Source organism: Parviterribacter kavangonensis (genome assembly GCF_056863335.1).
The window spans coordinates 1,142,882-1,167,746 of sequence record NZ_JBXPJA010000001.1 but is presented as its reverse complement, the minus strand read 5'-3'; the positions used below and the strand labels follow the sequence as shown (position 1 = coordinate 1,167,746).

Genomic DNA, 24,865 nt, shown 5'->3' with positions numbered 1-24,865 from the left:
GTCAGCAGGGCGGAGTACCGTCGCGCCAACCCGACCCCGAGGGAGAGACGGCATGTCGCATATGGGCGCGGACCTCGAGCAGCTCGCGCAGCTGCGCGGCGCGTTGCTGCAGCAGGCTGAGGTCATCGAAGGCGTCGCCCGGGCCGTCAGCGCCCAGCTGTCGGGCACGACGTGGCACGGGCCGGCGGCCGACCGGTTCCGCGGCGCCTGGACCGGCGACTTCGAGCCGTCGCTGCGGCGGCTGCAGGCGGCGCTGCAGGAGGCAGGGATGGAGGTCGCGCGACGCCGCGACGCGCTCCTGCAGGCGGGCGGCTGACCGGCCTCACGGCATCGCGAGCTGCACGAGGCGCGGCTCGCCGCGGACGACGAGGAACCCGCGCCCGGGCGGCAGCGCCGCGCCGGCGCGCAGCGACAGGCGGGTGCCGAGCAGCTCGCCGTCGGTGTCCGGGTTCGGCTGGAGGAGGAGGCCCGTCCGGTCGGCGCGCATGTCGCGCACCCACCCGCCGTAGGCGCGCAGCGCCGCGTGCACGTCGACGCCGGCGACGAGCCGGACGCGGGCGTCGCGGCTGCGCCGCAGCAGCGCCTCGAGATGCGTCGCGGCGGTCCCCTCGCCGAGCTCCATCGCGTCGTCGACGACGATCACCGCCGGCTCGCCGACGCCGGCCGCCAGGCGCTCGAGCGCGGCCGCGGCGTCCGGGCCCTCCGCGGCCGTCGTCCACACGGGCAGCGCCGCGAGCCCGCTGGCCCGGGGGGCGACGAGATGGAGCTCGGCGGCCGGGTCCGCGGCGCGCAGCTGGGCGGCGATGGTCCCGAGTGCGGTGGTGACGCCGCTGCGGTGCGGTCCGGCCACGAGCAGGTGCGTGTCGGAGAGGTCGAGCACGAGCGGCTGCAGGTGCTCGTCGTCGAGGCCGACCACCGCCTGGAGCGGGCCGCCGGCGCGCGGCAGCGCGTCGCGGTGGATCCGGGTGGGCAGGCGGCCGATCGAGGGCGCGCGCGCGTCGCCGTGGCGGTTGGTCAGCCGTGCGGCCCAGCGCTCGAGCGCCTCGGGGCCGACCCACGCCACCTGCAGCTCCGCGCCCTCGCGGGTGAAGCCGCGGCCGGGCGGCAGATCGGCGCCGGCGGCCCCGCGCGGCGCGCCGAGCGCAGCGAACTCGTCCTCGCTCGCCATCCGCAACACGACGCGCGCGGGGATCACGCCCGACAGCGCCCCGGGGACGTCGGCGCGGCGGTCGGCGGTCAGGACGACGTGCACGCCGAGCGGGCGGCCCTCCGCGGCGAGGCGCCCGAGCGTGCGCACCGGCTCGCCCATCGCGACGCGCTCGAACGCCGCCGAGAACCCGGCGTAGCCGTCGACCAGCACCACGAGCCGGGGCGTCTCCTCCGTCCCGGGCGTCAGCTCGCCCCGACCGGCACGCCGCTTGCGGGCGGTGACGACGCGTCCGAGCCACGCGAGCAGCCGCAGGACGCGTTCGTCGTCGTCGGCGCCGATGACGGCACCGCAATGGGGCAGCGCCTCGAGCGGGGTGAGCCCGCGGCTGGCGAAGTCGAGTGCGTAGAGCTGCAGCTCGAGCGGCGACGCCGACTCGGCGAGCGAGCACGCGAGGGTGCGCAGCAGCGACGTCTTGCCGCTCCCGCTCGTCCCGTACACGACGAGGTTGCCGTCATCGGAGGGCACGAACCGCAGCGGTGTCTGCGCCTGGCGCTCGGGCTCGTCGACCATCCCGATCACCGCGCTGCCGTCCGCGGTGAGCTGCTCGGGCTCGAGCTCCAGGCGCGGCGGCAGGACGGGAAGCCAGGGCTCGGCCGGGGCCGGAAGCCCGAGCTCCTCGTCCGCGTCGAGTGCGGCGGCGACGATCGCCTGCAGGTCGGTCGGCAGCGAGCCGCCGACGGTCGACAGCACGCGCTCGACCGGCGCCTGGTGCGGGCCGCCGAGCGGACGCACCGTGACGGTGCGGCGGGCGCCGAGCCCGCTCGTGCGACCGCCGACGTACGCGATCTGCACCTCGGTCAGCTCCGGCGAGCCGTCGGAGCGCCGCCCGGTGAGGGCGAGGGCGCGTCCGGCCAGCGCGGCCGGGATCGAAGCGGCATCGGGCGCCTCGATGACGTCGCGGCTCTCGGCGGCGTCGCTCACGCGCATGGCGATGCGCAGGTTCGTGTTCGCCCGGAGCGCGTCGGTGACGGCGCCGCGCGGCCGCTGCGTCGCGAGGACGAGGTGCACGCCGAGGCTGCGGCCGCGCTGCGCGACGTCGACGACGGTGTCGACGAAGGCGGGGAGCTCGCGCGCGAGCGTGGCGAACTCGTCGACGACGATGAGCAGCGAGGCGGGGGCGCGATCGGGCGCACGGCGCCGCAGCTCGCGCAGGCTCTTGGCGCCGGCGTCGCGCAGGAGGTGCTCGCGCCGCCGCAGCTCGGCCAGCAGCGATACGCGGGCACGGTCGGCGAGGTGCGCGTCGAGGTCGGTGACCAGCCCGACCGTGTGCGGCAGCTCCGCGCAGTCGCGGAACGCGCTGCCGCCCTTGTAGTCGACGAGGAGGAACGTCAGCAGCGTCGGCGGGTTGTTCGCGGCCAGCGCGGCGATCATCGTCTGCAGCAGCTCGCTCTTGCCGGCGCCCGGCATGCCCGCGACCACCATCCGCAGGCCTTCGGGGCGGCCGACGTCGATCTCGAACGGGCCGTCCGCGGTGACGCCGATCGGCGCGCTGACATCGCGGTCCGCCGCCGCCTGCCACCGCGCCACCAGGGCGGCGCGCGAGGGATCCGGCAGCCGCAGGAGATCGAGCAGCGAGACGCGCTTCGGCACAGCGGAGCGGCCGTCGTCGCCACCCGCGTCGCGGATGCCGGCGAGCTCGCGCGCCGTCTCCTCCGCCCACGCCGCGGTGACGCCGTCCGCGGCGATGTCGCGGACGACGGCGCCGGTCTGCATCTCGGTGAGCGCCAGCGCGGCGCCCTCCTCCGTGAGGACCGTGGCGCACGCACCGGGCAGCTCATGCGGCGCGCCCGCGAGCCAGACGACCGCGGTGCCGGCGTCGAGCGCGGCATCGAGCGACGATGGCGGCACGCCGGCGTCGCCGTCCACGAGGACCAGCCGGCGACGGCCGCCGCGCTCGCGCGCGAGCATCTCGCTGCCCGCGGCGCGTCCGGTCACGACCGCTCCGCCGGGGACGTGCGGCAGCCAGGAGAGCCAGCGCCACGCCTGCGCCCGCCCGTCGGCGAGAACGGCGCCGATCTCGAGCTCGCGGGGCGAGTGGAGGATCGCGGCCTGGACGAGCAACCAACGCGCGAGCGCCTCCGACTTGGCCGCGTCGGCCGCGATGCCCGCCGCGCCGTCCGCCAGCGCGAGCGTCACCGGGACGTTGACGAGCGGCCGGGCGGCGTCGAGGCGCTCGGCCGCGCGGGCGCGTGCGGCGTCGTCGCCGCCGGGCGCGATCTCGACTGGCACCGCCGAAGGGAGGTCCGCGGTGCCGACGCGCAGCTCCAGGAAGTCCTCGTCGCGCGGGCGGCGTTCCCACAACGCGCTGTCGAGCCGTTCGACGCGGCCACGCAGCGCGCCGGCATCGGGCGCCGCGGCGCGCCGCTGCTCGGCCTCGGTGCGCCGCGCTTCCTCGAGCCGGGCGGCCGCCCGCTCGACCTCTGCGTCGAAGTCCCGGACCGAGCGCTTGCGCGCGCTGCGTCCCTGCCGCCGCGTGTCGAGGTACGTGGTCATGGCCATCAGCGGCGCGAGCGCCGCGAACATCAGCAGCAGCGCGTTGCCGGTCACCTGCCACATGACGACGCCCACGACGAGCGGGACGAGCGCGGCGATCGACGGGAGTCGCGTGTCGGCCGCGTCAGCCGGCGGGGCGGGCAGCGCGATCGGCTCCGGCGCCGCGGGCCGCGCCAGCCGCGGCGGCCGGTTGAACACGACGCTGCCGTCGTGGTCCGACGTCTTGCGCTCGCGCCGCGGCTCGAACGCGATCAGCGACCGGCCGGCCTCGACCTGCTCGCCGTTGAGGACGCCGCGCGTGGCCGTGACCGCCGCGCCCTCGACGAACGTCCCGTTGCGCGAGCCGGCGTCGCCGATGGAGACGGCGCCCGCGGCGACGTCGACGACGAGGTGGCGGCGCGACATCGACCGGTCGGCGATCACGACGTCGGCGCCCGGGCCGCGGCCGACGACGTGCCGCCCCGCGGGGAGGCCGACGCGCAGCCCGGACTCCGGGCCGCCGACGACGACGAGGTCGACGAGCAGCGCGTCGCCGTCGCCGACGTGCGCCGGGGCATCGCCCTCGCCGAGCACCAGCTCGTCGCCGTCGCGCAGGCGCGCGTCGTCGAGCGGCAGGTCGCCCGCGAGCACCCGGCCCGTGCGTGCGCACGTGGCGGAGGTCGCCGTCCCCGGCGGCAGCTCGAGGTAGCGCTCGAGCTCGGCCAGCACCTCGGCGATCGGGGTCGGCGGCTCGGCCTCGACCGCCACCTCGCTCGCGCGCCCCGCCGCTCGGACGACCAGTCGCAGCTCCATCGCTAGCCGATCCGGTAGCCGAGTCGTTCGAGGTCGGCGACCGCCCGGCCGAAGCCGGTCTCGGCGCTGCGGGCCGCCTTGCGCTCGCGGTCGTAGATGCGCTCTTCGCCCTGCTTGGCGGCGCGGCCGGCCGCGGCGAAGTCGTCGGCGGTCCGCTTCGCGTAGCGCAGGAGGACCGCGTGGGCGTCCGACTCGACGCGCGTGGGCTCGACCTTCGCGAGCGCGGCGCGAGCGGTCGAGTACGCAGCGGCCATCGCCGCCGCGCCGTCGCCCTGGGCGCGACGGGTCTTCGCCGCGCGCCACTTGCGGGCCGCGGCGGCGCGGTCGAGCTCGAGGCGCGTGAGCGCCGCGCCGACGGGCTCGGCGTACTCGTCGCGGGGGCCGAGCGGCACCGCCTCCGCGGACCCGCTCGGCTCGAGGTCCGCCGCGGCGCGCTGGCACGCGTCGCGCTCGGCGCGCGTGCCGCGGCAGACGATGGTGGCGACGCCGGCGGTGGTCGGCGCGACGAGGACGTCGAACGGCGTCGCGGCGCCGTTCGGTTCGAGGCCGGAGTAGCGGATCGCCTCGAGGCCGCCGCCGAGCGAGACGCGGTCGCCCGTTGCCGGCCGCTCGGGCAGCCGATCGAGGAACGGACGGGGGAGGAGGTAGAGGCCGGTCGCGTCGGTCATCCCGACGCTCATGCGGGGCTCGGCCGTGCCGGCCGGCGCAGCGGCCGCCACCGGCTGGAGGTCGAGCCCGTCGATCGCGACGGCGTCGGTCGGCCGCCATCCCTCGGGCGCGCTCGCCTGCAGGTCGCCGCTGCGCAGCTCCGCGCGTTCCTGCGGCTCGGAGCCGCCGCCCGTCGCGATGCCGGCGGCGAGGGCCGCGGCGACGAGCACCGCGGCCGCGCCGGCCGCGATCAGGCCTCGGCGGGAGCCGGGAGGCCGTGGGGTTCGATCGGGCGCGGGCGCAGTGACGCTTGCGGGTTCCGGCTCCGGTGGCGGCTCAGGCTCGGGTTCGGGCTCCGGCTCGGGCTCGGGCGGTCTCGCAGCCGGCTCGGGCGGTCGCGGCGGCGGTGCGGTCGGCGGCCGGACGTCCGCCGGCACCTCCCGGCGGCGGTCCTCGCGCGTCGGGGCGCCGATGCGGGAAGCCTCGGCGGTCTCGCCGCCGGCTCCGTCCTCCTCCTCGACGGACGGCTCGGCGACCTCCGTCCGGGCGACGGGCGCCGTCGACGGCCCCGACTCGGCCGCCGCATCGACGAGCGGTGCAGTCGGCCCCGTGCCGCTCGCGGCGGCGGGCGCCTCGCGTGAGACGGTCGTCTCGCCGGCGTCGACCGGCGGTGCGCTCGCCGGCTCCGTCGTCCCGGCGACCTCGGGGACGTCGGCGGGCGCGGGCACGGGTGCCGCGGCCGCGCGTGCCGAGATCGCGCGGCCGAGCTCCTCGATGAGCAGCAGCGCCGTGGCCGGCCGCTCGGACGGCCCCTTCGCGAGCCCCCGGACGAGGACGGCGTCGACCTCCGGCCCCAGCTCCGGACTGAGGGCGGACGCCCGCGGAGGAGGCTCGGCGACGTGCGCGTAGAGGATCGACGCATCGCTCGGCTTGGGGAACGGCACCGACCCCGTGAGGCACTCGAACGCGACGGCGGCCAGAGCGTAGATGTCGCTCGCCGCGCCGGGCGCCTCGCCCTGTATCTGCTCCGGCGCGATGTAGTCGAGCGTCCCGACGAAGTGGCCGGTGCGCGTGTAGGCGGTGTCGCTCGGACCGCGCGTCAGGCCGAAGTCGGCCAAGTAGGGGTGGTCGCGGCGCCCGATGAGCACGTTCTGCGGCTTGACGTCGCGGTGGACCAGATCGGACTCGTGCGCGCTGTCGAGCGCGTCGGCGACCGCGGCGAGAACGCCGAGCGCACGGGCCGGCGTGAGGTCGCCCGCTCGGATGAGCTGCTTGAGCGTGGGCCCGCGGACGATCCGCATCGCGATGAAGAGGCCCTGGCCGGGCAGCTCGCCGGCTTCGTAGACCGGAACGATGTGCGGGTGGTCCAGGCCGGCCTGGATCCGGCCCTCGCGGCGGAAGCGGTCGCGGAACGTCTCGTCGTGGGTCAGGTCCGCGCCGAGCAGCTTCAGCGCGACGATCCGCCCGAGCGAGAGCTGCGTGGCCTCGTAGACCACGCCCATCCCGCCGCGCCCGAGGACGCCCTCGATGCGGTAGCCACCGACTTCCGTACCGGGTGCCAGCACCGTGGTCAGTCTGCCTTCCGGGAGAGTGGGCGCGCAAGGCCAATTTTTTTCCCCACCGGGATGAAGTGCGTCCGTAGAGTCGCTCTTCCGTGGTTGTACGTTCTGCCACGTTCCCCCGGTTCCTCGCCATGACGGCGGTCCTCCTGGTCTGCCTCGTCTGGCTGCCGGCTGCGGCGCGCGCCAACCACGCGGGCGGCAACCCGGTGATCCCGCTGGGCGGCACGATCTCCGAGGAGTTCGTCAACGGCCACGCCGACGTGAAGTACTTCTGCAGCGGTCCCAACCGCTGGGCGAGCCAGGTCGTCTTCGCGTACGTGACCGGCACGGGCAAGCGCATGACGGTCGCGTCGCATTACGCGACCACCGACGTGGTGATGTTCGTGTGGAAGAACACGGCGGGCTTCCCGCTCGTCGGCTGCTCCGACGACGTCGAGGGCGGCAACGGCCGCAACGGCCGCGTGATCTTCGCGAGCGAGAGCGGGCAGAGCTACCTCGTCGGGATCGGCAAGCTGTGCAGCGGCGACTGCACGGCGACGCCGCCGGACACCACCGGCAAGACGTACTTCGACGCGTTCGACAACGACACCCGCGGCACCGCCCGGTCGTCGGCGTTCGGCGTCGCGTTCAACTGGACGAACGCGGGCGCCGAGGACGGCAACGAGGACGCGACCGACTGCAGGGGGACGGTGATCGACGACGGCGTCTGGTTCCGCTACGGCGCGACGAGCCACGGGACGGCGACGTTCCACCTCACCTCGCAGCTCGGCCGGCTCGCGCTGCACGCGTACAAGCCGGACGGCTCGCTCATCGGCTGCGACATGTGGACCAGCGGCACGACGAGCCTCAAGATCGGCGCGTCCGCCGGGCCGGGCGACTGGCTCGTGCAGGTGGGCGCCGTGCGCGGCGCGACGTTCGACTACGGCGGCACCGACTTCACCCTGCACGCGGAGTTCACGCCGGACTACGACCTCGACGACGACGGCGTCAACGGGACGCCGGGCGAGGACTGCAACGACGGCAACGCGGCGATCCGGCCGGGCCTGCCCGAGATCGTCAACAACGAGGTCGACGAGAACTGCGACGGCATCCGCGAGTTCGACGGGGACGGCGACCAGGCCCGCGTCTTCAAGGACGCGACCGGGCAGCTCGTCGGGCGCGCGGGCGCGGACTGCGACGACGGGGATCCCGCCCGTGCCCCGGGCAGGGCGGAGCTCGTCGGCAACGGCAAGGACGAGGACTGCGACGGCCGCGACACGCCGTTCCCCCGGATCGGCTCGACCGTCCTGCACACGTTCGCCGTCTACGCGCGGAGCGGGTACATGGTCGCCACGCGGCTGAAGGTGACGGGCGTCGTCGCGGGGGCGACGGTCGAGATCCGGTGCGCGCGCCGAGCGGGCGGGAAGCGCCCGAAGCGGGGGATGGGCTGCCCGTTCCGCCGCAAGGTGGTCACGCGGTCGGCCCGGACCCGGACCCTGAACCTCGTGCGGTACCTCGCGCGGCGCAAGCTGGCGCGCGAGCTGAACATCGACGTGAGCGTCAAGAAGGCCGGGATGGTCGGGCGGACGAAGCGGATGTGGCTGCCGCGGCGCGGCACGTCCGTCCGCTCTCAGTACGCGTGCCTCGACGCCGTGACGGGACGGAGGCTGAGATGCAGCTGACATCGGACAGACGGCTGGTGCTCATCGCCATCGGCGCGCTGCTCGCGGCGCTGGTCGCGTTCGTGATCGGGCAGGCGATCGCGGGAGGCGGCGACTCGCCATCTGCGCCCGCGACCTCGCTCGAGAAGCTGAAGGGGGAGACGCCGCCGAGCGTTCCCGCCGTCGCGGCAGCCTCCGCCGGGCCGGCGCTGCGGGCGGCGCCCGCGAAGAAGAAGCAGAAGGCCGGCGATGACTCGTCGTCCTCGACCGGGTCGGCCGCCTCGTCGACGACGTCCGGGACCACGTCGGACACCACCGCGTCGACGACCGGCTCGGCTCCCGTGACGTCGACGTCGACGCCGACGTCGAGCAGCACCTCGTCGACCGGGTCGACGAAGGAGTCGACGGGCAGCAGCTCGCAGCCCGCGGACGAAGAACCAGTGGTCTCCGACGGCGAGTAGCCGGCACCCCGATGCCCGAGGCCGGCCTTCATCGCGCAGGGGGTGGTCGGAACCACCCGCAGGGGCCATGGCGGGCGGCACGGCCCGCGCGCAAGATCGGCGTCATGCCCGCCGCGTCCCGACTGCACCGCTTCCGCGCGATCCCTGTCGCGCTCCTGGCGACGACGCTCCTCGCCCTCGTCGCCGTGCCGGCGCCCGCCGCCGACGGCGGGCCGCGCGCGATCGCGTCCATCGTCGGCGGCAAGCCGACGACGATCACGAAGTTCCCCTGGCTCGTCGCGGTGCTCGACAACGGCCCGGAGGTGCGCGGCGACAACGCATGGCTGCGGCAGATCTGCGGCGGGACCCTCATCGCTCCGCAGGTCGTGCTCACCGCGGCGCATTGCGTCAGCAACAAGGACGACAGCATCGTGCCGGCGACTTCGCTTCAGATCGTGACCGGCCGTTCCGTGCTCGATCGCAGGGGCGGCCGAATCATCGACGTCGACGCGATCGCGCGTCATCCGCTGTTCAAGGGCAAGACGCTGTTCTACGACGTGGCGCTGCTCCACCTCGCTGCGCCCGTGTCCGGGCGGGTCGCGTCGCTGGCTCCTGCCAACTTCACGCTGCGCGAGACCGAACGCGCGACGATCGTCGGCTGGGGGCTGCTGCACGAGGGCGACATCTTCGGGCCGACGCGCCTGCGCGCCACGCGCGTGCCGCTCTGGAGCAACGAGCGCTGCAAGTTCGCGTACGAGGACGATCACGAGCCCGGGCTCATGCTGTGCGCGGCGCCGCGGAGCGGCAAGCGCGACGTGTGCAACGGCGACAGCGGCGGTCCGCTCATCGTCCGCGATGCGACCGGTGTGCGTCGCGTCGTCGGCGTCGTCAGCTTCGGGTACGGCTGCGCGCTGCGCGGCTACCCGACGAACTTCGCATGGGCGGCGTCGCCGTTCCTGCGGGGCTGGATCCAGCGGCGCATGGCCGGACTGCAGAGCGCGAGCACCGATGTCGTTGCGCCCGTCATCTCGAACTTGCGTCGCGATGGCGACGCGATCCGCTACGCGCTCGCCGAGCCGGCCGAGGTCGTCTTCACCTTCCAGCAGCCGGGCAGCGACGGCGAGTACACGAGCTTGTCGACCGCGCTCGTCCATCAGGGACGCGCGGGCGAGAACGGCTTCCGCCTCCCGACGAGCCTCCGCGGGCGGCCGATCGCCCCGGGCGCGTACCGCCTGCGGGCCGTCTCCACCGATGACGCGGGGAACCTCTCGGAGCCCGCGTACCTCGACGTCACGTACCCCTGACCAACCCGAAGCAGAGAGGAACCGACATGGACCTAGCCGGGGACAGCCCCCTTCTTCGCAGCCACGGAGCCCAGCTTCGGACCATCGCGGACGACGTCCGCGCGGTGGCCGAGCGGCTCGACCAGCGCTCGGAGGACCCGTCGTTCCGCGGGCCCGCCGCCGAGCGGTTCCGCGACCGGATGTCGGAGCGCGTCGTGAGCCTCCGCCAGCTGGCGCACGACTTCGAGGACCTGGCCGGAGTCGTCATGCAGGACACGGGCGCCGCGACGTAGCGCGTCCGCCGAGATCAAGAGGAGAGAGACCATGAGCGAGAGCACCAGCGACCCGACCGCCGCGCCCCCGGAACCCGACACGCTGCCGCCCGACCCGCCGCCGGCCGCGAGCGTCCCGACCGAGCCGCCCCCGGCGCCGCCGGAACCCCCGCCCGCCGCGAGCGCGCCGAGCGATCCTGCTCCGGCCGACCCGCCGCCGCCGAGCTCGCCGCCGCCCTCCGCGGGAGCCGACGACGGCCCACCCGGCCCGCCGCCCGACCCGCCGTCGCCGCCCCCGGCACCACACGGCGCCGCGCACGCCGAGCACGGCCGGTCCCAAGAGCCCCACGGCCGAGCCCACCACGACGGTCCGACCGACGGCCCGCCGAACCCGCCGTCGACGCCGCCTGAGCACTCCGACGAGCCACCTCCGCCGGGCACCTCCGACAGCGGCCCATCCGGTCCGCCGGAGCCGCCTCCGGGCGATGCGGGGACACCGGGTTCCGTGATCGGCGCCGGCCAGCCGGGGTCCGAGAGCGAGCCGCCGCCTCCGGGCACGACCGACGGAGGTCTGTCAGGTCCGCCGGAGCCGCCTCCGGGCGATGCAGGGACACCGGGTTCCGTGATCGGCGCCGGCCAGCCGGGGTCGGAGACGCCTTCGGGCGAAAGCGATCTCGAACCGCCGCCTCCGGGCACGACCGACGGAGATCTGTCAGGTCCGCCGGAGCCGCCTCCGGGCGACGCGGGGACACCGGGTTCCGTGATCGGTTCCGGCCAGCCGGGCTCGGAGTCCGAGCCGCCGCCTCCGGGCACGACCGACGGAGATCTGTCGGGTCCGCCGGAGCCGCCTCCGGGTGATGCGGGGACACCGGGGTCGGTGATCGGCGCGGGCCAGCCCGACGGCGCGGGCGATCAGCTCTTCGGTCAGGCCGGTGACATCGGTGTGATCCCGCCGGGTCAGCCGGGTGGCGGTGACGCTCCCGGTGGTGGCGGTCCGGAGGGTGGCGTGATCCCGCCCGGTCAGCCCGGTGGCGGTGACGCTCCCGGCGGTGGCGGCCCCGAGGGTGGCGTGATCCCGCCGGGTCAGCCGGGTGGCGGTGAGGCTCCCGGCGGTGGCGGTCCGGAGGGTGGCGTGATCCCGCCGGGTCAGCCGGGCGGCGGCGAGGCTCCCGGTGGTGGCGGCCCGGAGGGTGGCGTGATCCCGCCGGGTCAGCCGGGTGGCGGCGTGCCGGGCGTTCCCGGGCCCGAGGGGGGAGTGGTTCCGGGCGGAGACGCGCCGGGCGTTCCCGCGCCCGGGGGGACCGTGGTTCCCGGCGGGGACGCGCCGGGCGTTCCGGGGCCCGAGGGGGCCGTGGTTCCGGGCGGAGATGCGCCGGGCATTCCGGTGGCGGGGCCGGATGACGGGTTGACGCCCGTCGAGGAGGTCTCGACCGTGCCCGTCGAGGGCGTCGATCCGGAGTGGGGCCCGATCGGGGCTCCGATGCCCGGCGACGAGGGGGAGCCGGTCGGGAGCGGGACGACCCGCGAGCAGCCGGTTCCCGGCGGCAGCACCGAGCGGGACAGTCCGGTGCACGAGCCGCAGGGCGCGGACGGGCCGGGTTCGGTGTCGCCGGGCGTGACGAGCTCGGCGGGTTCGCACGACGCGCCGTCCGTCGGCGTGAGCACCGGCGGCGCGCCGACCCACCATCACCACCACGCGCACCCGCACGACGATGACGCCACCGGAGTGGTCGCCGTCGATGGCGAGACGCTGATGATGATGGCCGACACGCTGCGCGCCGCCGCTGCGGAGCTGCAGTCGATCGCGTCGCGGCTCGGCCCGATCCGGTCCGGGATGGGGCTCTCGCCGGCGATGCAGACCACGGTCGACCAGGTCGCCGGGCGCCACGGGGCGAGCCTCGAATCGATGGCGCACGAGCTGAACGACGAGGCCGCCGACCTCCTGCAGCGCGCGGCAGTCGCCAAGGACAGCCAGAGCACCTGAGCACTGCGACGTCGCCCGGCCGCCGAAGCAGCGCGGCCGGGCGACCGCACAAGACCGATCCGGGGGGTGGTGCGGTTCCACCCTGGGGTCCCCGGGCGCGAAGCCGCGCACGGGCGATCGTCCTCCCATCGACCACGCAGCACGGAGGAGATCGTCGTGATCAGCTTCATCACCCGCACCCGCACCGCCGCCGCCGTCCTGACGGCCGCCGTCGCCATCACCGCGCCGTCCGCCGCGCAGGCCGCCGGCACGAGCCCGCTGCACGACCTGCACTCGACCGACGAGCCGGTCCCCGCCGTCGCGATGAACGCCGGCCGCAAGATGCTGTCGGTCGAGAAGGCCGCGAAGGTTCGCGCTCATGCGAAGCGCACCGGCCACTTCCCGCCGGCGCCGCGCCTTCTGTCCCGGCCGGCCGGGAAGCCCGCCGCTCGGCCGACCGATCGCTCGATCCGGCCGCTGCAGCGCGGCGACGCGACTGGCGCCAGCGAGATCCCCACCGTCACGCGCCGCCCCGACCGGGTCGTCAAGCCCAAGCTCTTCGGCTTCCAGGGCGCCTACGCGACGAAGAAGTGGGCGCTCGTGAACTGGGTGAACTACACCTACTCGCAGGTGCTCGGCAGCGCCTTCCGTCAGCCGCGCGTCTACGAGGTCGCCCAGGGCGCCGCGCTGGCGAACGGCTGCGGCGCCGTGAACAACGCGGCGCACTGCTGGCCGGCCAACACGGTCGCCTTCGCCAGCACCTGGTCGAACACCACCTTCGACACGTACGGCGACGCGGCGTTCGCGGCGGTCATGGCGCACGAGTACGGCCACGGCGCGATGTGGTGGCTCGGCTTCGGTGGCCGCGGCTGGTTCGCCGTCCAGAACGACATCATCCTCTACTCCGAGGGCTTCGCGGACTGCATGGCCGGGGCGTGGCTGTACTGGATGAAGTACTACGGCTACACCGACAACGTGGGCCGCGGCGACCGCCAGGAGCTCTACGACCTCATGTACGGCCTGGGCAGCGGCAACGCGCAGACCACGGTGTACAACCACGGCGACCGCACCTGGCGGACCGCGCTCTCGACGTACGGCTGGAACACCGGCTTCGACGGCTGCATCGCCTGGGGCCGCCAGCTCGCCGGCTGACCTCGTCACAGCGGCAGGACTCGCGCGCCGGCGCGGCCCTCGGGTCGCGCCGGCGTCGCCGCGTGTCAGGACGGCGCGCCGGAGGTGCGGTGCCGCACCACGACGACCGCGTCGACGAGCAGCCCGAGCACCCGGTCGAGCCACGTCTCCGACACGAGCTCCGGCGGCAGCTCTCCGTGGACCCACACGGCGCCCGCTCCGCTCTGCGCATACCGAACGAACAGCAGCCCGCGATTGCGGAAGAGCAGCTCGTGCTCGGACAGCGTTGAACCGACAGACGAGAGCGCCTCGCACTGCATCCGCAGGACGCCGTCGCGGAACGACATGCCGATGTGCAGGGGCCAGCCGGCGGCCTCCAACGACAGGCCCCATTCGCCGTCGGCGACGCGTCGCCACTCGACTTCGAGGCCGTTCAGGAAGGCATCCACGGTTGCGACGGGGGGCTGCACCGGTGCTATGGTGGCAGGCACAGTTCCGACCCGACCAGACGGCTCCAAGCCGCCTGCGAGGGATGCAGTCAGGAGCGGGCGCGAGCCCGCTTCTTTCGTGTCAGGGCACCGTCGCAAACCCGGCGGTCCGAGCACGAAGAGAGGGGAGGGATGGAGACATGAGCACGATCCAGCAGGACATCGAGACCCGGCTCGCCCAGGCGGAGCCGGACGTCGAGGTGCTGTCCGCGGAGGTCCTCAACGGCCAGACGGTCCGTGTCTTCATCGACCACCCGGACGGCGTCTCGCTCGACCTGTGCGAGCGGGTGACGCACGCCCTCGGCGAAGTCCGCGAGCAGTACGCGCTCGAGGTCTCCTCGCCGGGGCCGAAGCGACCCTTGACCAAGCCGCAGCACTTCCGCCGCTTCCTCGGCCGGCGGGCGCGCGTGCGGACGCGCGAGGACCACGACGGGAACCGGTCGTTCACCGGCGAGCTCGTCGGCGCGTCCGACGACGCGGTGACGATCGCCGCCGAGAGCGGCGTCATCGCCATCCCGTACGGCGACATCACGCGATCGAACCTCGTGGAGGAGTAGCCCACCATGTCACGCGAGATCCTCGAGGCCATGACGGCGCTCGCCCGCGAGAAGGGCATCGCGCCCGACAAGCTCCGGCACGCCCTGGAGGACGCCCTCCTCAGTGCCTACAAGAAGCAGCCCGGCTCGGCGAAGTACGCCCGCGTCGAGCTCGATCCCGAGACCGCGGACTACCGCGTCATCGAGCTGATCGTGCCCGAGCGCCTGGAGGCGCACCTCATCGTCGAGACCATCGACGAGCAGACCACCGTCGATCCCGAGACCGGCGAGATGATCGAGCCGCAGGATCCGGAGATCGACCCGGTCAAGTTCGAGGAGTACAAGGACCAGATCGACGAGCGTGACGTCACGCCCGACGACTTCGGCCGCATCGCCGCGCAGACGGCGAAGCAGGTGATCCTCCAGCGCATCCGCGAGGCGGAGCGCGACATGATGTTCGAGGAGTACCGCGACCGCGTCGGCGAGCTGATCACCGGCATCGTCCAGCAGTCCGACAACCGCTACACGCTCGTCCAGCTGCGCGAGCGGGTCGAGGCGCTGCTGCCGCGGTCCGAGCAGGTCGACGGCGAGCGCTACGACCACGGCCAGCGGATCAAGGCGGTCATCAAGGAGGTCTCGCCCTCCACGAAGGGGCCGAGCATCATCGTCTCCCGCCGCGACCCCGAGCTGATCAAGAAGCTGTTCGAGCTCGAGGTCCCGGAGATCGCCGACGGCCTCGTCGAGATCGAGAACGTCGCGCGCGAGCCCGGCTACCGCAGCAAGATCGCGGTCGTCAGCCACGCGCAGGGCGTCGACCCGGTCGGCGCGTGCGTCGGCCCGCGCGGTTCGCGCGTGCGCATGGTCGTGTCCGAGCTGCGCGGCGAGAAGATCGACATCATCCCCTACAACGACGAGCCCGCCCGCTTCGTCGCCAAGGCGCTGAGCCCGGCGCGCGTGCGCGAGGTGCTCGTCGACGACGACGGCCGCCAGGCGACCGTCATCGTGCCCGACGACCAGCTCAGCCTGGCGATCGGCCGCGAGGGCCAGAACGCGCGGCTCGCCGCGCGCCTGACCGGCTGGCGGATCGACATCCGCTCCGAGACCGAGTTCGCGACGGAGGAGCAGGACGGCTACGGCGAGGGCGAGGGAGCGGAGGAGCTGGACGGCCGCTGCCACGCGATCCTCACCAACGGCCGCCGCTGCCCGAACGCCGCGCTGCCCGGCTCGCGGTACTGCGGCCTGGATGCCCACCAGGCGCTGCTGGCGATCGACTCCGACCGGCTCGCCGACCTGCAGGGCAACGGCGACGGCGCGGTCGAGGCCGAGCCCGAGCAGGTGCCGGCGGGCGAGACCGCGGTGGTGGAGGAGACCCCCGCCGAGGTCGCGCCGCAGCCGGAGGGCGCGGAACCCACGGGAGAGGCCTCGTAGCCTCTCCCCAGCGGACCTGCGTGGGCTGCCGTCGGACCACCGACCAGGCAGCCCTGCGCCGGTTCGTCCTCGTCGGCGACCGGGTAGTCGCCGATGAGGCCCGCACGTTGCCCGGCCGGGGCGCCTACGCGTGCTCGGACGCGTGCGTGGAGCGCGCTACGCAGCGCCGCGCATGGAGCCGGGCGTTCCGCACCGCCGTCTCCGGAGGCCCAGAAGGCCCTCCGGCAAGTGACAAGTAGACTGGAACCAAGTGGCAAAGAAGCGCGTCCATGAGCTCGCCAAGGAACGCGACATGTCCCCGCGGGACATGCTCGCGAAGCTGCAGGCTGCCGGACTGCCGGTGAAGGCCGTCGCGTCCGCCGTCGATGAGCAGGCGGCGCTCGACGCCCTGGCCGGCAAGAAGGTCAAGCCGCAGAAGAACGGCGCATCCGGCGACAACAAGCCGCAGTCCGCTCCGCGCTCCAGCGCGTCCGGTCCCGTTCGGCCGTTCGGCTCCGGCTCCGGTCCCGCGCAGCGCATCTCCCGTCCCTCGCAGCCCAGCCGCCCCTCGGGCGGGCAGGGCCAGGGCGGTCAGGGCGGGGCGGGCGGGCCGGGCAGCCGCCAGGGCGGTCCGGGCGGCAATCGCCAGGGCGGTCCGGGCGGCGGGCGCGGTCCCGGCGGTCCCGGCGGCAACCGCCAGGGCGGTCCCGGCGGTCCCGGCGGCAACCGTCAGGGCGGTCCGGGCGGCGGGCAGGGCGGCGCCAACCGCCCCACGCGCGACTCCCGCATGGGCGAGCGCTCCGGCCAGGGTCCCGGTGCGGGCCGCCGGCGCGTCGTCATCGACTCCCAGGCCGCACGGCGCGGCCCCGGCGGCGGCCCCGGTGGCCCCGGCGGCGGCCCCGGCGGCCCTCCCGGCGGTCCGCGCCGCCGCGGTGGCGGCGGCGGTCGCCGGCGCCGGCGCGACTTCGTCGAGGCCGAGGCCCCGACGCTCGACAAGGACGCGCAGACCCGGATCGACACGATCCGGATCAACTCCGGCTCGACCGTCAAGGACGTCTCCGAGTACCTCGGCGTCGCGGTCCCCGAGATCATCAAGAAGCTGATGGGCCTGGGCGAGATGGCGACGCTCACGCAGACGCTGTCCGACGAGGCGATCGAGACGATCGCGCTCGAGTTCGGCAAGGAGATCCAGATCGTCCGCGCGGACGAGGACGACGCAGCCGAGCCGGCCTTCGAGGACTCCGACGAGGATCTCGTCGAGCGCGCCCCGGTCGTGACGATCATGGGCCACGTCGACCACGGCAAGACGTCGCTGCTCGACGCGATCCGCGAGACCGAGGTGGCCGCGGGCGAGGCCGGCGGCATCACGCAGCACATCGGCGCCTACCAGGTGCACGTCGCGGGCGAGGACGGCAACGAGCACCCGATCACCTTCCTCGACACGCCGGGCCACCAGGCGTTCACCGCCATGCGCGCCCGCGGCGCCCGCGTCACCGACATCGCGGTCATCGTGGTCGCCGCCGACGACGGCGTGCGCCCGCAGACGCGCGAGGCCGTCGACCACGCGAAGGCCGCCGACGTGCCGATGCTCGTCGCGGTCAACAAGATCGACCGGGAAGGCGCCGACCCGACGCGCGTCCGCACCGAGATGACGCAGCTCGGCCTGCAGCCGGTCGAGTGGGGCGGCGAGACCGAGTTCGTCGACGTCTCCGCGAAGACGAAGGACGGGCTCGAGAACCTGCTCGAGACGATCAACGTCATGGCCGAGGTCGAGGAGCTCACGGCCAACCCCAACGCCGACGCGTCGGGCGTGGTCATCGAGTCCAAGCTCGATCCGGGCCGCGGACCCGTGGTCACGCTGCTCATCCAGCGCGGCACGCTGAAGATCGGCGACGCGCTCGTCTCCGGCTCCAACTGGGGCAAGGTCCGCGCGCTCTCCGATCACCTCGGCACGCGCGTCGACGACGCGATCCCCGGTCAGCCGATCGAGGTGCTCGGGTTCGACGGCGTTCCCGAGGCCGGCGAGACGTTCCGCGTCGTCGAGAACGAGCGCACGGCCCGCACGCAGGCCGCCGAGCGCGCCCAGCGCCTCAAGACCGAGGCACTCGCCCGCCGGTCCGGCCGCAAGGTCTCGCTCGAGGACGTCTTCCGGATGGCCAAGGAGGGCGATCTCGCCGAGCTCAACCTCGTCCTCAAGGGCGACGTCGCCGGCTCGGTCGAGGCGGTCGAGGACGAGATCGCCAAGCTCCCGCAGAGCGAGGTCAAGGTCAACGTCCTGCACTCCGGGGTCGGCGGCATCAACGAGTCCGACGTCACGCTCGCGGCGGCATCCGACGCGATCATCATCGGCTTCAACGTCCGCCCCGTCGGCGAGGCCCGTCAGGCCGCCGAGCGCGAGGGCGTGGAGATCCGGTCCTACTCGGTGATCTACAAGGCGCTCGACGAGCTGCGCGACGCGATGCAGGGCATGCTCGCGCCGGAGGAGGTCGAGGAGACGGTCGGCGAGGTCGAGGTCCGCCAGACCTTCCGCGCCTCGCGCATCGGCATCATCGCCGGCTCGTACGTCCGCGAGGGCAAGGTCACGCGCGGCGCGCGCGTCCGCCTCGTCCGCGACGGCACCGTCGTGCACGACGGCAGGATCAGCACGCTGCGCCGCTTCAATGAGGACGCCCGAGAGGTCGCCGCCGGCTTCGAGTGCGGCATCACGCTCGAGAACTTCCAGGACATCAAGGAGGGCGATGTCATGGAGGTCTACGAGACGCGGCAGGTCGAGCGCGAGCTCACCTAGCCGCTTCGTGCGGTGCCGGCCTTCGTCGCCCTCTTGCTCATCCACCTGCATTTCCCCGAGGCGGGCAGCCTCAAGGCCAAGCGCAAGGACCTCGCGTCGATCAAGGCGCAGCTTCACGGCCGTCTCGGGGTAACCGTCAGCGAGGTGGACCACCAGGACCTGTGGCAGCGTGCGACGCTCGCCGCGGCGGTGACCGGGGGGTCGCAGGCCGCGGTCGAGCAGGCTGCCGACCGCGTCGAGCGCTGGCTCGACGGCCGGCTGCCGCAGGGCGTCCGCGTCGACCGTACGGTCGTCTCGTTCGGGGAGCTAATGTGAGCGACCGGATGCGCCGGGTCGACGAGGCGCTGAGGGAGGTCCTCAGCGACGCCGTGGGAGAGCTGAAGGACCCACGCATCGGCTTCATCACCGTGACCGACGTCAAGACGAGCCCCGACCTTCGCCACGCCCGCGTCTACGTGAGCGTGCTCGGCGACGAGGCGGCCCGCACGGGATCGATCGAGGGGCTCCAGTCCGCGCACGGGCTCCTGCAGCGGCGCATCGCGTCCGAGCTGCGCCTGAAGCGCACGCCGACGCTCGAGTTCGCCCACGACGACACGGCACGGAACGCAGCGCGCCTGGAGGAGCTCTTCAACGATGAGCACTGACACGCGCGCCGGGTCGCGGGAGCAGGTCCTCGACGCCATCCGCGCGTACGACCGGTTCCTCCTCGTCACCCACGAGAACCCGGACGGCGACGCGCTCGGCTCGCTCGTCGCCATGCAGGGCACGCTCACCGCGCTCGGCAAGCAGAGCGTGATGTTCATGTCGCCCGACGAGTTCCCGCTGCCGTACGAGTACCGCTTCTTCGACCTCGCGGGGATGGTCACCGAGGTGCCCGGCGACCTCGCCGACCGGCTGGTCGTGTTCCTCGACTGCGGCAACATCGACCGCAACCCGGCGGTCCTCGGCCACGAGGACCTGCGGATCGTCAACGTCGACCACCACCACGACAACACGCGGTTCGGGGCGATCGACCACGTCGTCCCCGAGGCGTCGTGCACCGCGGAGATCGTGTGGGACCTCATGCGCGGCCTCGGCGTCGAGGCGACGCCGGAGATCGCCGACGCGCTGTACGTCGGTCTCGTCACCGACACGGGCCGGTTCATGTACGAGAACACCGGCACCCGCGCGCACGTCATGGCCGCCGAGCTGATCGCCGCCGGCGTCGACGTCCACGACATCTACCGCCGCCTCTACGAGGGCATGCCGTTCGCCAAGCTCGAGCTGCTCAGCCGGGCGCTCAACCGCGTCCGGCGCTTCGACGGCGGCCGGCTGACGCTGACCCGCCTGCTGCGCGACGACTACCCGGAGACGGGGGCGGAGGAGAGCTACTCCGAGGGCTTCATCGACAACCTCCGCGCGGTGAACGGGACGAAGGTCGCGGCGCTCGTCCGCGAGCTGCCGGGCCCCGGCCGCGAGGGCCTGTCGAAGGTCTCGCTGCGCGCCGCCGACGAGGACGTCGACGTCAGCGTCATCGCGCGCGCCGGCGGCGGGGGCGGCCACCGCCAGGCGGCCGGCTTCACGACGCGGCTGGACGACGACGAGCTCGTAACGTTCCTGCGCGAGCAGGTCGGGCTGCAGCTGGGCGTCGACGGGCACGCCCCGGCGCGCTGACGGCATCATCCGCCCCGGTGGACGGGGTCCTCGTCATCGACAAGCAGCCGGGTCGCACGTCGCACGACGTCGTCAACGCCGTGCGCCGCGCGCGCGGCGGGCGCAAGGCCGTGAAGGTGGGCCACGCCGGCACGCTCGACCCGTTCGCGACCGGCGTGCTGCTCGTCCTGCTCGGCCGCGCGACACGCGCGCAGCGGTTCCTCATGGGGCTCGACAAGACGTACGAGACGGTGGCGCGCTTCGGCGCCGTCTCGACGACCGGCGATCCGGAGGGCGAGATCACCGAGACCGGCGCGCCGATCCCCGAGCCGCTCGTGCTGCCGACGGGGCGCTTGCGCCAGCGCCCGCCCGCCTACAGCGCGATCAAGGTGGGCGGCCGCCGCGCGTACGCGCTGGCGCGGGCGGGGGAGGAGGTCGAGCTGCCCGAGCGCGAGGTCGTCGTCCACGCGTTCGAGGAGCTGTGGCGCCAGCCGCCGCGCGTCGGCCTGCGCCTGCGCTGCTCGAGCGGCACGTACGTGCGGTCGCTCGTCATGGCGCTGGGCGACGCGTACTGCGAGGAGCTGCGCCGGACGGCGATCGGCCCGTTCGACGTCGCCGAGGCCGACGAGGAGCGCGTGATCCCGCTGGGCGACGCGCTGGCGCGCGTGCTGCCCGTCGTGCGGCTCGAGGGCGCCGACGCGAAGCGCGCCGGCCACGGGGTGCCGATCGCCGGCGAGGCCGACGCCGAGGTGCTGCTCGTCGACGACGACGGCCCGATCGCCGTGGCGGTGCCCCGCGAAGGCGGCGTGCTCAAGCCCGCCGTAGGCTTCCGCGGGTGAAGATCACCCGCCTGCCCGACGTCGAGCGACGCCCGCGCCGGGTGGCGGTCGGCACCTTCGACGGCGTCCACCTCGGCCACCGCGAGGTCATCCGGGGCGCCGACACGGTCCTGACGTTCGACCCGCACCCGCAGTCGGTGATCGCGCCCGACGCGGCGCCGCGGCTGCTGACGACGCTCGAGCGCAAGGCGGAGCTGTGCGCCGGCATCGGGGTCGAGGAGCTCGTCGTCGTCCCGTTCGACCGCGACTTCGCGGGGCGCTCGGCGCAGGACTTCGTCGACGCGGTGCTCGTCGAGACGCTGCAGGCGACGTTCGTGTCGGTGGGGGAGAACTTCCGCTTCGGCCACAAGGCGCAGGGCGACGCCGCGATGCTGCACGATGACGGCCGCTTCGAGGCGCGCGTCGTCCCGCTCCTGGAGATCGACGGGGAGGTCGTCTCGTCGAGCCACATCCGCGGGCTCATCCTCGGCGGCGCCGTCGAGTACGGCGGCCGGCTGCTCGGCGACGCGTTCCGGATGACGGGGGAGGTCGCCCACGGCGACAAGCGCGGACGCACGCTCGGCTACCCGACCGCGAACCTCGTCCCCGATCCGCACTACGTGCTGCCCGGCCACGGCGTGTACGCCTGCCGGGCCGGCGTGATCGGGCCGGACGCCGAGGCGTGGTTCACCGCCGCGGTCAACGTGGGCGTCCGCCCGCAGTTCGTCACGGGCCGCGGCGAGCTCATCGAGGCCTACCTCGTGGACTTCGAGGGCGACCTCTACGGGCGGCAGCTAACGCTCGACTTCCACAAGCGCCTGCGGGGCGAGAAGCGCTTCGAGTCCGTCGATGCGCTCGTCGACCAGATGGGCCGCGACGTCGACGAGGCGCGCACGCTGGTGGAGGCCCGGTAGGCCCCGCGAAGCGGGTGCTACCTTCTCTCGTCGCATGTCGCTGACCCAGGACGCAAAGCAGGAGATCATCACCCGTTGGGGCAGCGGGCCGGAGGACACCGGCTCGACCCGGGTGCAGATCGCGCTGCTCACCGCGCGCATCAACGAGCTCACCGATCACCTGCGCACGCACCGCAAGGACCACCACTCGCGGCGCGGCCTGCTCATGCTGGTCGGCAAGCGCCGCCGGCTGCTGAACTACCTCCAGCGCCACGAGCTCGAGGCGTACCGCGAGCTCATCCGCGAGCTCGGCCTGCGCCGCTAGGACGGCCGCCGTGGCGATCATCGCGCCCGGCACCCCCGCGCCCGAGTTCCGCCTCATCGACGAGGACGGCAACAAGGTCACGCGCGATAGCCTGCTCGGGCAGACGTCGGTGCTCGTCTTCTACCCGTTCGCCTTCAGCCCGGTCTGCACCGACCAGCTGCAGGTCTACGAGGAGGTCCTCGACGAGTTCGAGGCCCGCGGCGCGAAGCTCTACGGCGTCTCGTGCGACGCGGTCTGGTCGCAGAAGGCGTTCCGCGAGAAGCTCGGGGTCACGATCCCGCAGCTGTCGGACTTCGAGCCCAAGGGCGCGGTCTCGAAGGCGTTCGGCGCGTACTTCGAGCCGGGCGGCTTCTCGAACCGCGCGCTCGTGATCGTAGATCCCGAGGGCGTCGTGCAGTGGAGCTGGGAGGGGGAGAACCCCGGCGTCCTGCCCGGGGCGAACCTCATCTTCGACGGGCTCGCCGTCCGCACCTGACCGCGTAGAAGTCCCTAAAGCGGTGCATCGGCGTTCGCCGATAGGAAGGGCATGCTCCCCCGCCGCCTCCTCCTGATCGCCGCCGCAGCCGCGCTGGCGGTCGCGCCGGCCGCCGACGCCGCCAAGAAGAAGACCACCGCCCCGACGACGTCCCCGACCACCACGACGTCGACCGCGTCGACGACCGTGCCGTTCAGCCCCACCGGCGTCTGGAACAAGCCGCTCGCCGCCGACGCCCCGGTCGCGGGGAACTCGCAGCAGCTCGTCGACGACCTCGTCCGCCAGGTCAACGCCTTCGGCTCGTGGGTCAACACGAGCCAGTACTCGACGCCGGTCTACCGCGTGGGCGCGACGCAGAGCACCGTGAAGATCGCGCTCGACGCGCCGGTCTCGACGGTCAACGACATCCTGCGCTCCGCGCTCGGCTCGGTGCCGCTGCCCTCGACGGCGCTGCCCGCCGCCGGCACGGACGGGCACGCGGTCATCTGGCAGCCCTCGACGGACAAGATGTGGGAGCTGTGGCAGCTGCGCAAGCTCGCCGACGGCTGGCACGCGAGCTGGGGCGGCGCCATGACGCAGGCCAGCCAGAACGCGGGCGTCTTCCCGTGGCCGTACGGGGCGACGGCGACCGGCCTGCCGCTGCACGGTGGGCTCATGCTGCCCGACGAGGTCAGGGCGGGGAACATCCCGCACGCGCTCGCGCTCTCGGTGCCCGAGGCGACGGCGGCCATCTTCACCGCGCCCGCGAACCGCACCGACGGCACGGTCGTCGGCGGCGGTATCCCCGAGGGCACGCGCTTCCGGCTGCCGCCGACGCTCGACATCCGCTCGCTCGGGCTGCCGTGGATGGCCGGCGTCATGGCGCAGGCCGCGCAGCGCTACGGGATCGTCGTGCGCGACAAGGCCGGCGCCGTGTCGTTCTACGGCGAGGACCCGAAGAGCATCGGCTCGGACCCGTGGCCGTCCCTGTACGAGGGCCGCTACCCCGACCAGAACGGGATGTTCGCGAAGTTCCCGTGGGACAGGCTGCAGGTCGTCACGCCCTGAGCAGCGGTCCGATCGCGTCGCGGCGGAAGTCGAAGATCGCCGCGACATCCCGCCCCACGAAGAGGCGGTGCGCAAGCGCCCCGAGCGGGCCGAAGCCGATCCCGTAGCGGACGACGTCGCGCATGAGCGTCGTGCCGTCCCCGCGGTCCTCGAACGTGTGCGTGTGGTGCCAGACGGCGTACGGCCCGCGCACCTGCACGTCGACGAAGCGGTGCGGCGGCTCCCACGCCTGGATCGACGTGAGCCAGCTGACGGGGACGCCGTGCAGCCGCAGGCGGTACTGGATGAGCGTCCCGACCCGCATCTCGATCGGATCCGGCGTGACGACCTCGAAGCGCAGCAGCGGCGGCGTGATCGCCTCGAGGTTGCGCGCGTCGGCGAAGAACGGGAACACCTCGCCGGGCGTTCCGGGCAGGATCTGCTCACGATGCAGCACGTGGAGCGCCATCAGTGAGCCTTACGAGCGCCCCGGTGCCCCCGATCACGGACGCCGATCACGTCCGCGGGCCGGCGGGCGCGCCGCTCGTCGTCCTCTACGCGGACTTCACCTGCCCGCGCTGCGTCGTCGCGCGCGAGCGGCTGCGCGACGTCCCGCTGCGCGTCGCGTTCCGCCACTTCGCTTTGAAGGCCAAGCACCCGCGGGCCGTGGCGCTGGCGCACGCGGCGGAGGCGGCGGCGGCGCAGGACGCGTTCTGGTCGTTCCACGACGCCGTCTACGACGACCCCGGCCGCATCGACGACCCGCACCTGTGGGCGCATGTGGAGCGGTTGGGGCTCGATCTCGAGCGATTCGAGGCCGACCGGCGCGCCGACGCGACCGCCGATCGGGTTCGCGCGGACGTCCGCGCGGGGATGCGCGCCGGGATCACGTTGACGCCGACGCTGGTCGATCCGTGGGGCGCTCTGCACGCCGGTGCGCCGGAACGGGACCTCCTCGCCGCTATCCTCACGCGGAGTTCGGAGCAAGAGAAGAAGTAAGAAGGGGCCCGCCGACCGAAGGGCGCGCCCAGAAGAGGAGAACA

General features: G+C 74.0%; 24 protein-coding genes. 20 read left to right on the top strand and 4 right to left on the bottom strand.

Translation table 11 applies throughout. From position 1 onward, the window contains the following. Positions 1-52: 52 nt before the first annotated feature. Positions 53-316: a hypothetical protein gene (locus tag AC1UE4_RS06050; protein WP_482916319.1), complete on the top strand. Its 264-nt coding sequence runs from the start codon at positions 53-55 to the stop codon at positions 314-316. A 6-nt stretch (positions 317-322) separates the two neighbouring features. Here the strand turns inward: AC1UE4_RS06050 and AC1UE4_RS06045 are convergent, their stop codons facing one another. Further along, positions 323-4,495: an FtsK/SpoIIIE domain-containing protein gene (locus AC1UE4_RS06045; protein WP_482916318.1), complete on the bottom strand. Its 4,173-nt coding sequence runs from the start codon at positions 4,493-4,495 to the stop codon at positions 323-325. Between the two features lie 2 nt (positions 4,496-4,497). After that, positions 4,498-6,708, bottom strand: a complete 2,211-nt coding sequence (locus AC1UE4_RS06040; RefSeq protein ID WP_482916317.1) for a serine/threonine-protein kinase — start codon at positions 6,706-6,708, stop codon at positions 4,498-4,500. 128 nt (positions 6,709-6,836) lie between these two features. On the opposite strand from AC1UE4_RS06040, the gene AC1UE4_RS06035 reads away from it, so the two are divergent. From AC1UE4_RS06035 to AC1UE4_RS06010, 6 genes are all read left to right on the top strand, one after another. Further along, positions 6,837-8,366 carry a MopE-related protein gene (locus AC1UE4_RS06035; RefSeq protein ID WP_482916316.1) on the top strand — a complete coding sequence of 510 codons (1,530 nt, stop codon included), beginning with the start codon at positions 6,837-6,839 and terminating at the stop codon, positions 8,364-8,366. Continuing rightward, positions 8,357-8,806, top strand: coding sequence for a hypothetical protein (locus tag AC1UE4_RS06030; RefSeq protein ID WP_482916315.1), 450 nt, complete (start codon positions 8,357-8,359; stop codon positions 8,804-8,806). Before AC1UE4_RS06035 ends, AC1UE4_RS06030 begins: the two co-directional genes overlap by 10 nt. A gap of 104 nt (positions 8,807-8,910) precedes the next feature. Further along, positions 8,911-10,089 (top strand): S1 family serine peptidase, encoded by a 1,179-nt coding sequence (locus AC1UE4_RS06025; RefSeq protein ID WP_482916314.1) that lies wholly within the window; start codon positions 8,911-8,913, stop codon positions 10,087-10,089. Positions 10,090-10,115: 26 nt separating this feature from the next. Further along, entirely contained in the window at positions 10,116-10,361 is a 246-nt protein-coding gene (locus tag AC1UE4_RS06020; protein WP_482916313.1) for a hypothetical protein, read from the top strand. 1,384 nt (positions 10,362-11,745) lie between these two features. After that, complete coding sequence (locus tag AC1UE4_RS06015; protein WP_482916312.1) at positions 11,746-12,324, top strand: hypothetical protein; 579 nt, start codon at positions 11,746-11,748, stop codon at positions 12,322-12,324. A gap of 156 nt (positions 12,325-12,480) precedes the next feature. Beyond that, positions 12,481-13,455 carry a hypothetical protein gene (locus AC1UE4_RS06010; protein ID WP_482916311.1) on the top strand — a complete coding sequence of 325 codons (975 nt, stop codon included), beginning with the start codon at positions 12,481-12,483 and terminating at the stop codon, positions 13,453-13,455. A gap of 65 nt (positions 13,456-13,520) precedes the next feature. Here AC1UE4_RS06010 and AC1UE4_RS06005 read toward each other — a convergent pair whose 3' ends face one another. After that, complete coding sequence (locus AC1UE4_RS06005; RefSeq protein ID WP_482916310.1) at positions 13,521-13,904, bottom strand: hypothetical protein; 384 nt, start codon at positions 13,902-13,904, stop codon at positions 13,521-13,523. A gap of 158 nt (positions 13,905-14,062) precedes the next feature. Here AC1UE4_RS06005 and rimP point away from each other — a divergent pair, with 158 nt between their 5' ends. Genes rimP through AC1UE4_RS05945 form a run of 12 tightly spaced genes read left to right on the top strand, consistent with a single transcriptional unit; the run spans position 14,063 to position 23,843 of the window. Next, positions 14,063-14,479, top strand: coding sequence for a ribosome maturation factor RimP (rimP, locus tag AC1UE4_RS06000; protein WP_482916309.1), 417 nt, complete (start codon positions 14,063-14,065; stop codon positions 14,477-14,479). 6 nt (positions 14,480-14,485) lie between these two features. Further along, positions 14,486-15,886: a transcription termination factor NusA gene (gene nusA / locus AC1UE4_RS05995; protein WP_482916308.1), complete on the top strand. Its 1,401-nt coding sequence runs from the start codon at positions 14,486-14,488 to the stop codon at positions 15,884-15,886. Positions 15,887-15,906: 20 nt separating this feature from the next. Continuing rightward, positions 15,907-16,125, top strand: coding sequence for a YlxR family protein (locus tag AC1UE4_RS05990; RefSeq protein ID WP_482916307.1), 219 nt, complete (start codon positions 15,907-15,909; stop codon positions 16,123-16,125). Positions 16,126-16,136: 11 nt separating this feature from the next. Beyond that, positions 16,137-18,653 carry a translation initiation factor IF-2 gene (infB, locus tag AC1UE4_RS05985; RefSeq protein ID WP_482916306.1) on the top strand — a complete coding sequence of 839 codons (2,517 nt, stop codon included), beginning with the start codon at positions 16,137-16,139 and terminating at the stop codon, positions 18,651-18,653. A gap of 12 nt (positions 18,654-18,665) precedes the next feature. After that, on the top strand, positions 18,666-18,968 hold the full coding sequence (locus AC1UE4_RS05980; RefSeq protein WP_482916305.1) for a DUF503 domain-containing protein: 303 nt from the start codon (positions 18,666-18,668) through the stop codon (positions 18,966-18,968). Between the two features lie 8 nt (positions 18,969-18,976). Next, positions 18,977-19,297 carry a 30S ribosome-binding factor RbfA gene (gene rbfA, locus AC1UE4_RS05975; RefSeq protein WP_482916304.1) on the top strand — a complete coding sequence of 107 codons (321 nt, stop codon included), beginning with the start codon at positions 18,977-18,979 and terminating at the stop codon, positions 19,295-19,297. Next, complete coding sequence (locus AC1UE4_RS05970) at positions 19,287-20,306, top strand: DHH family phosphoesterase (RefSeq protein WP_482916303.1); 1,020 nt, start codon at positions 19,287-19,289, stop codon at positions 20,304-20,306. The genes rbfA and AC1UE4_RS05970 overlap by 11 nt, the downstream gene beginning before the upstream one ends. Before the next feature lie 17 nt (positions 20,307-20,323). Beyond that, positions 20,324-21,124, top strand: a complete 801-nt coding sequence (truB, locus tag AC1UE4_RS05965) for a tRNA pseudouridine(55) synthase TruB (RefSeq protein WP_482916302.1) — start codon at positions 20,324-20,326, stop codon at positions 21,122-21,124. Further along, entirely contained in the window at positions 21,121-22,017 is an 897-nt protein-coding gene (locus AC1UE4_RS05960; protein ID WP_482916301.1) for a bifunctional riboflavin kinase/FAD synthetase, read from the top strand. Before truB ends, AC1UE4_RS05960 begins: the two co-directional genes overlap by 4 nt. Positions 22,018-22,057: 40 nt before the next feature. Further along, on the top strand, positions 22,058-22,321 hold the full coding sequence (rpsO, locus tag AC1UE4_RS05955; protein WP_482918210.1) for a 30S ribosomal protein S15: 264 nt from the start codon (positions 22,058-22,060) through the stop codon (positions 22,319-22,321). Positions 22,322-22,331: 10 nt separating this feature from the next. Further along, complete coding sequence (locus AC1UE4_RS05950) at positions 22,332-22,796, top strand: redoxin domain-containing protein (protein ID WP_482916300.1); 465 nt, start codon at positions 22,332-22,334, stop codon at positions 22,794-22,796. A 51-nt stretch (positions 22,797-22,847) separates the two neighbouring features. Next, positions 22,848-23,843, top strand: coding sequence for a hypothetical protein (locus AC1UE4_RS05945; protein ID WP_482916299.1), 996 nt, complete (start codon positions 22,848-22,850; stop codon positions 23,841-23,843). Here the strand turns inward: AC1UE4_RS05945 and AC1UE4_RS05940 are convergent. Next, positions 23,833-24,291, bottom strand: a complete 459-nt coding sequence (locus AC1UE4_RS05940; RefSeq protein WP_482916298.1) for an SRPBCC family protein — start codon at positions 24,289-24,291, stop codon at positions 23,833-23,835. The genes AC1UE4_RS05945 and AC1UE4_RS05940 overlap by 11 nt on opposite strands. Positions 24,292-24,314: 23 nt before the next feature. Between AC1UE4_RS05940 and AC1UE4_RS05935 the strand changes: the two genes are divergently transcribed. Beyond that, complete coding sequence (locus AC1UE4_RS05935; protein ID WP_482916297.1) at positions 24,315-24,821, top strand: DsbA family protein; 507 nt, start codon at positions 24,315-24,317, stop codon at positions 24,819-24,821. Positions 24,822-24,865: the final 44 nt, after the last annotated feature.

Excerpts from the sequence above, each read along its gene's own strand:
- AC1UE4_RS06050 (WP_482916319.1), top strand. The coding sequence starts at position 53 with ATGTCGCATATGGGCGCGGACCTCGAGCAGCTCGCGCAGCTGCGCGGC.
- AC1UE4_RS06045 (WP_482916318.1), bottom strand. The coding sequence starts at position 4,495 with ATGGAGCTGCGACTGGTCGTCCGAGCGGCGGGGCGCGCGAGCGAGGTG.
- AC1UE4_RS06035 (WP_482916316.1), top strand. The coding sequence starts at position 6,837 with ATGACGGCGGTCCTCCTGGTCTGCCTCGTCTGGCTGCCGGCTGCGGCG.
- AC1UE4_RS06030 (WP_482916315.1), top strand. The coding sequence starts at position 8,357 with ATGCAGCTGACATCGGACAGACGGCTGGTGCTCATCGCCATCGGCGCG.
- AC1UE4_RS06025 (WP_482916314.1), top strand. The coding sequence starts at position 8,911 with ATGCCCGCCGCGTCCCGACTGCACCGCTTCCGCGCGATCCCTGTCGCG.
- AC1UE4_RS06020 (WP_482916313.1), top strand. The coding sequence starts at position 10,116 with ATGGACCTAGCCGGGGACAGCCCCCTTCTTCGCAGCCACGGAGCCCAG.
- rimP (WP_482916309.1), top strand. The coding sequence starts at position 14,063 with ATGAGCACGATCCAGCAGGACATCGAGACCCGGCTCGCCCAGGCGGAG.
- nusA (WP_482916308.1), top strand. The coding sequence starts at position 14,486 with ATGTCACGCGAGATCCTCGAGGCCATGACGGCGCTCGCCCGCGAGAAG.
- rbfA (WP_482916304.1), top strand. The coding sequence starts at position 18,977 with ATGCGCCGGGTCGACGAGGCGCTGAGGGAGGTCCTCAGCGACGCCGTG.
- AC1UE4_RS05970 (WP_482916303.1), top strand. The coding sequence starts at position 19,287 with ATGAGCACTGACACGCGCGCCGGGTCGCGGGAGCAGGTCCTCGACGCC.
- AC1UE4_RS05945 (WP_482916299.1), top strand. The coding sequence starts at position 22,848 with ATGCTCCCCCGCCGCCTCCTCCTGATCGCCGCCGCAGCCGCGCTGGCG.
- AC1UE4_RS05940 (WP_482916298.1), bottom strand. The coding sequence starts at position 24,291 with ATGGCGCTCCACGTGCTGCATCGTGAGCAGATCCTGCCCGGAACGCCC.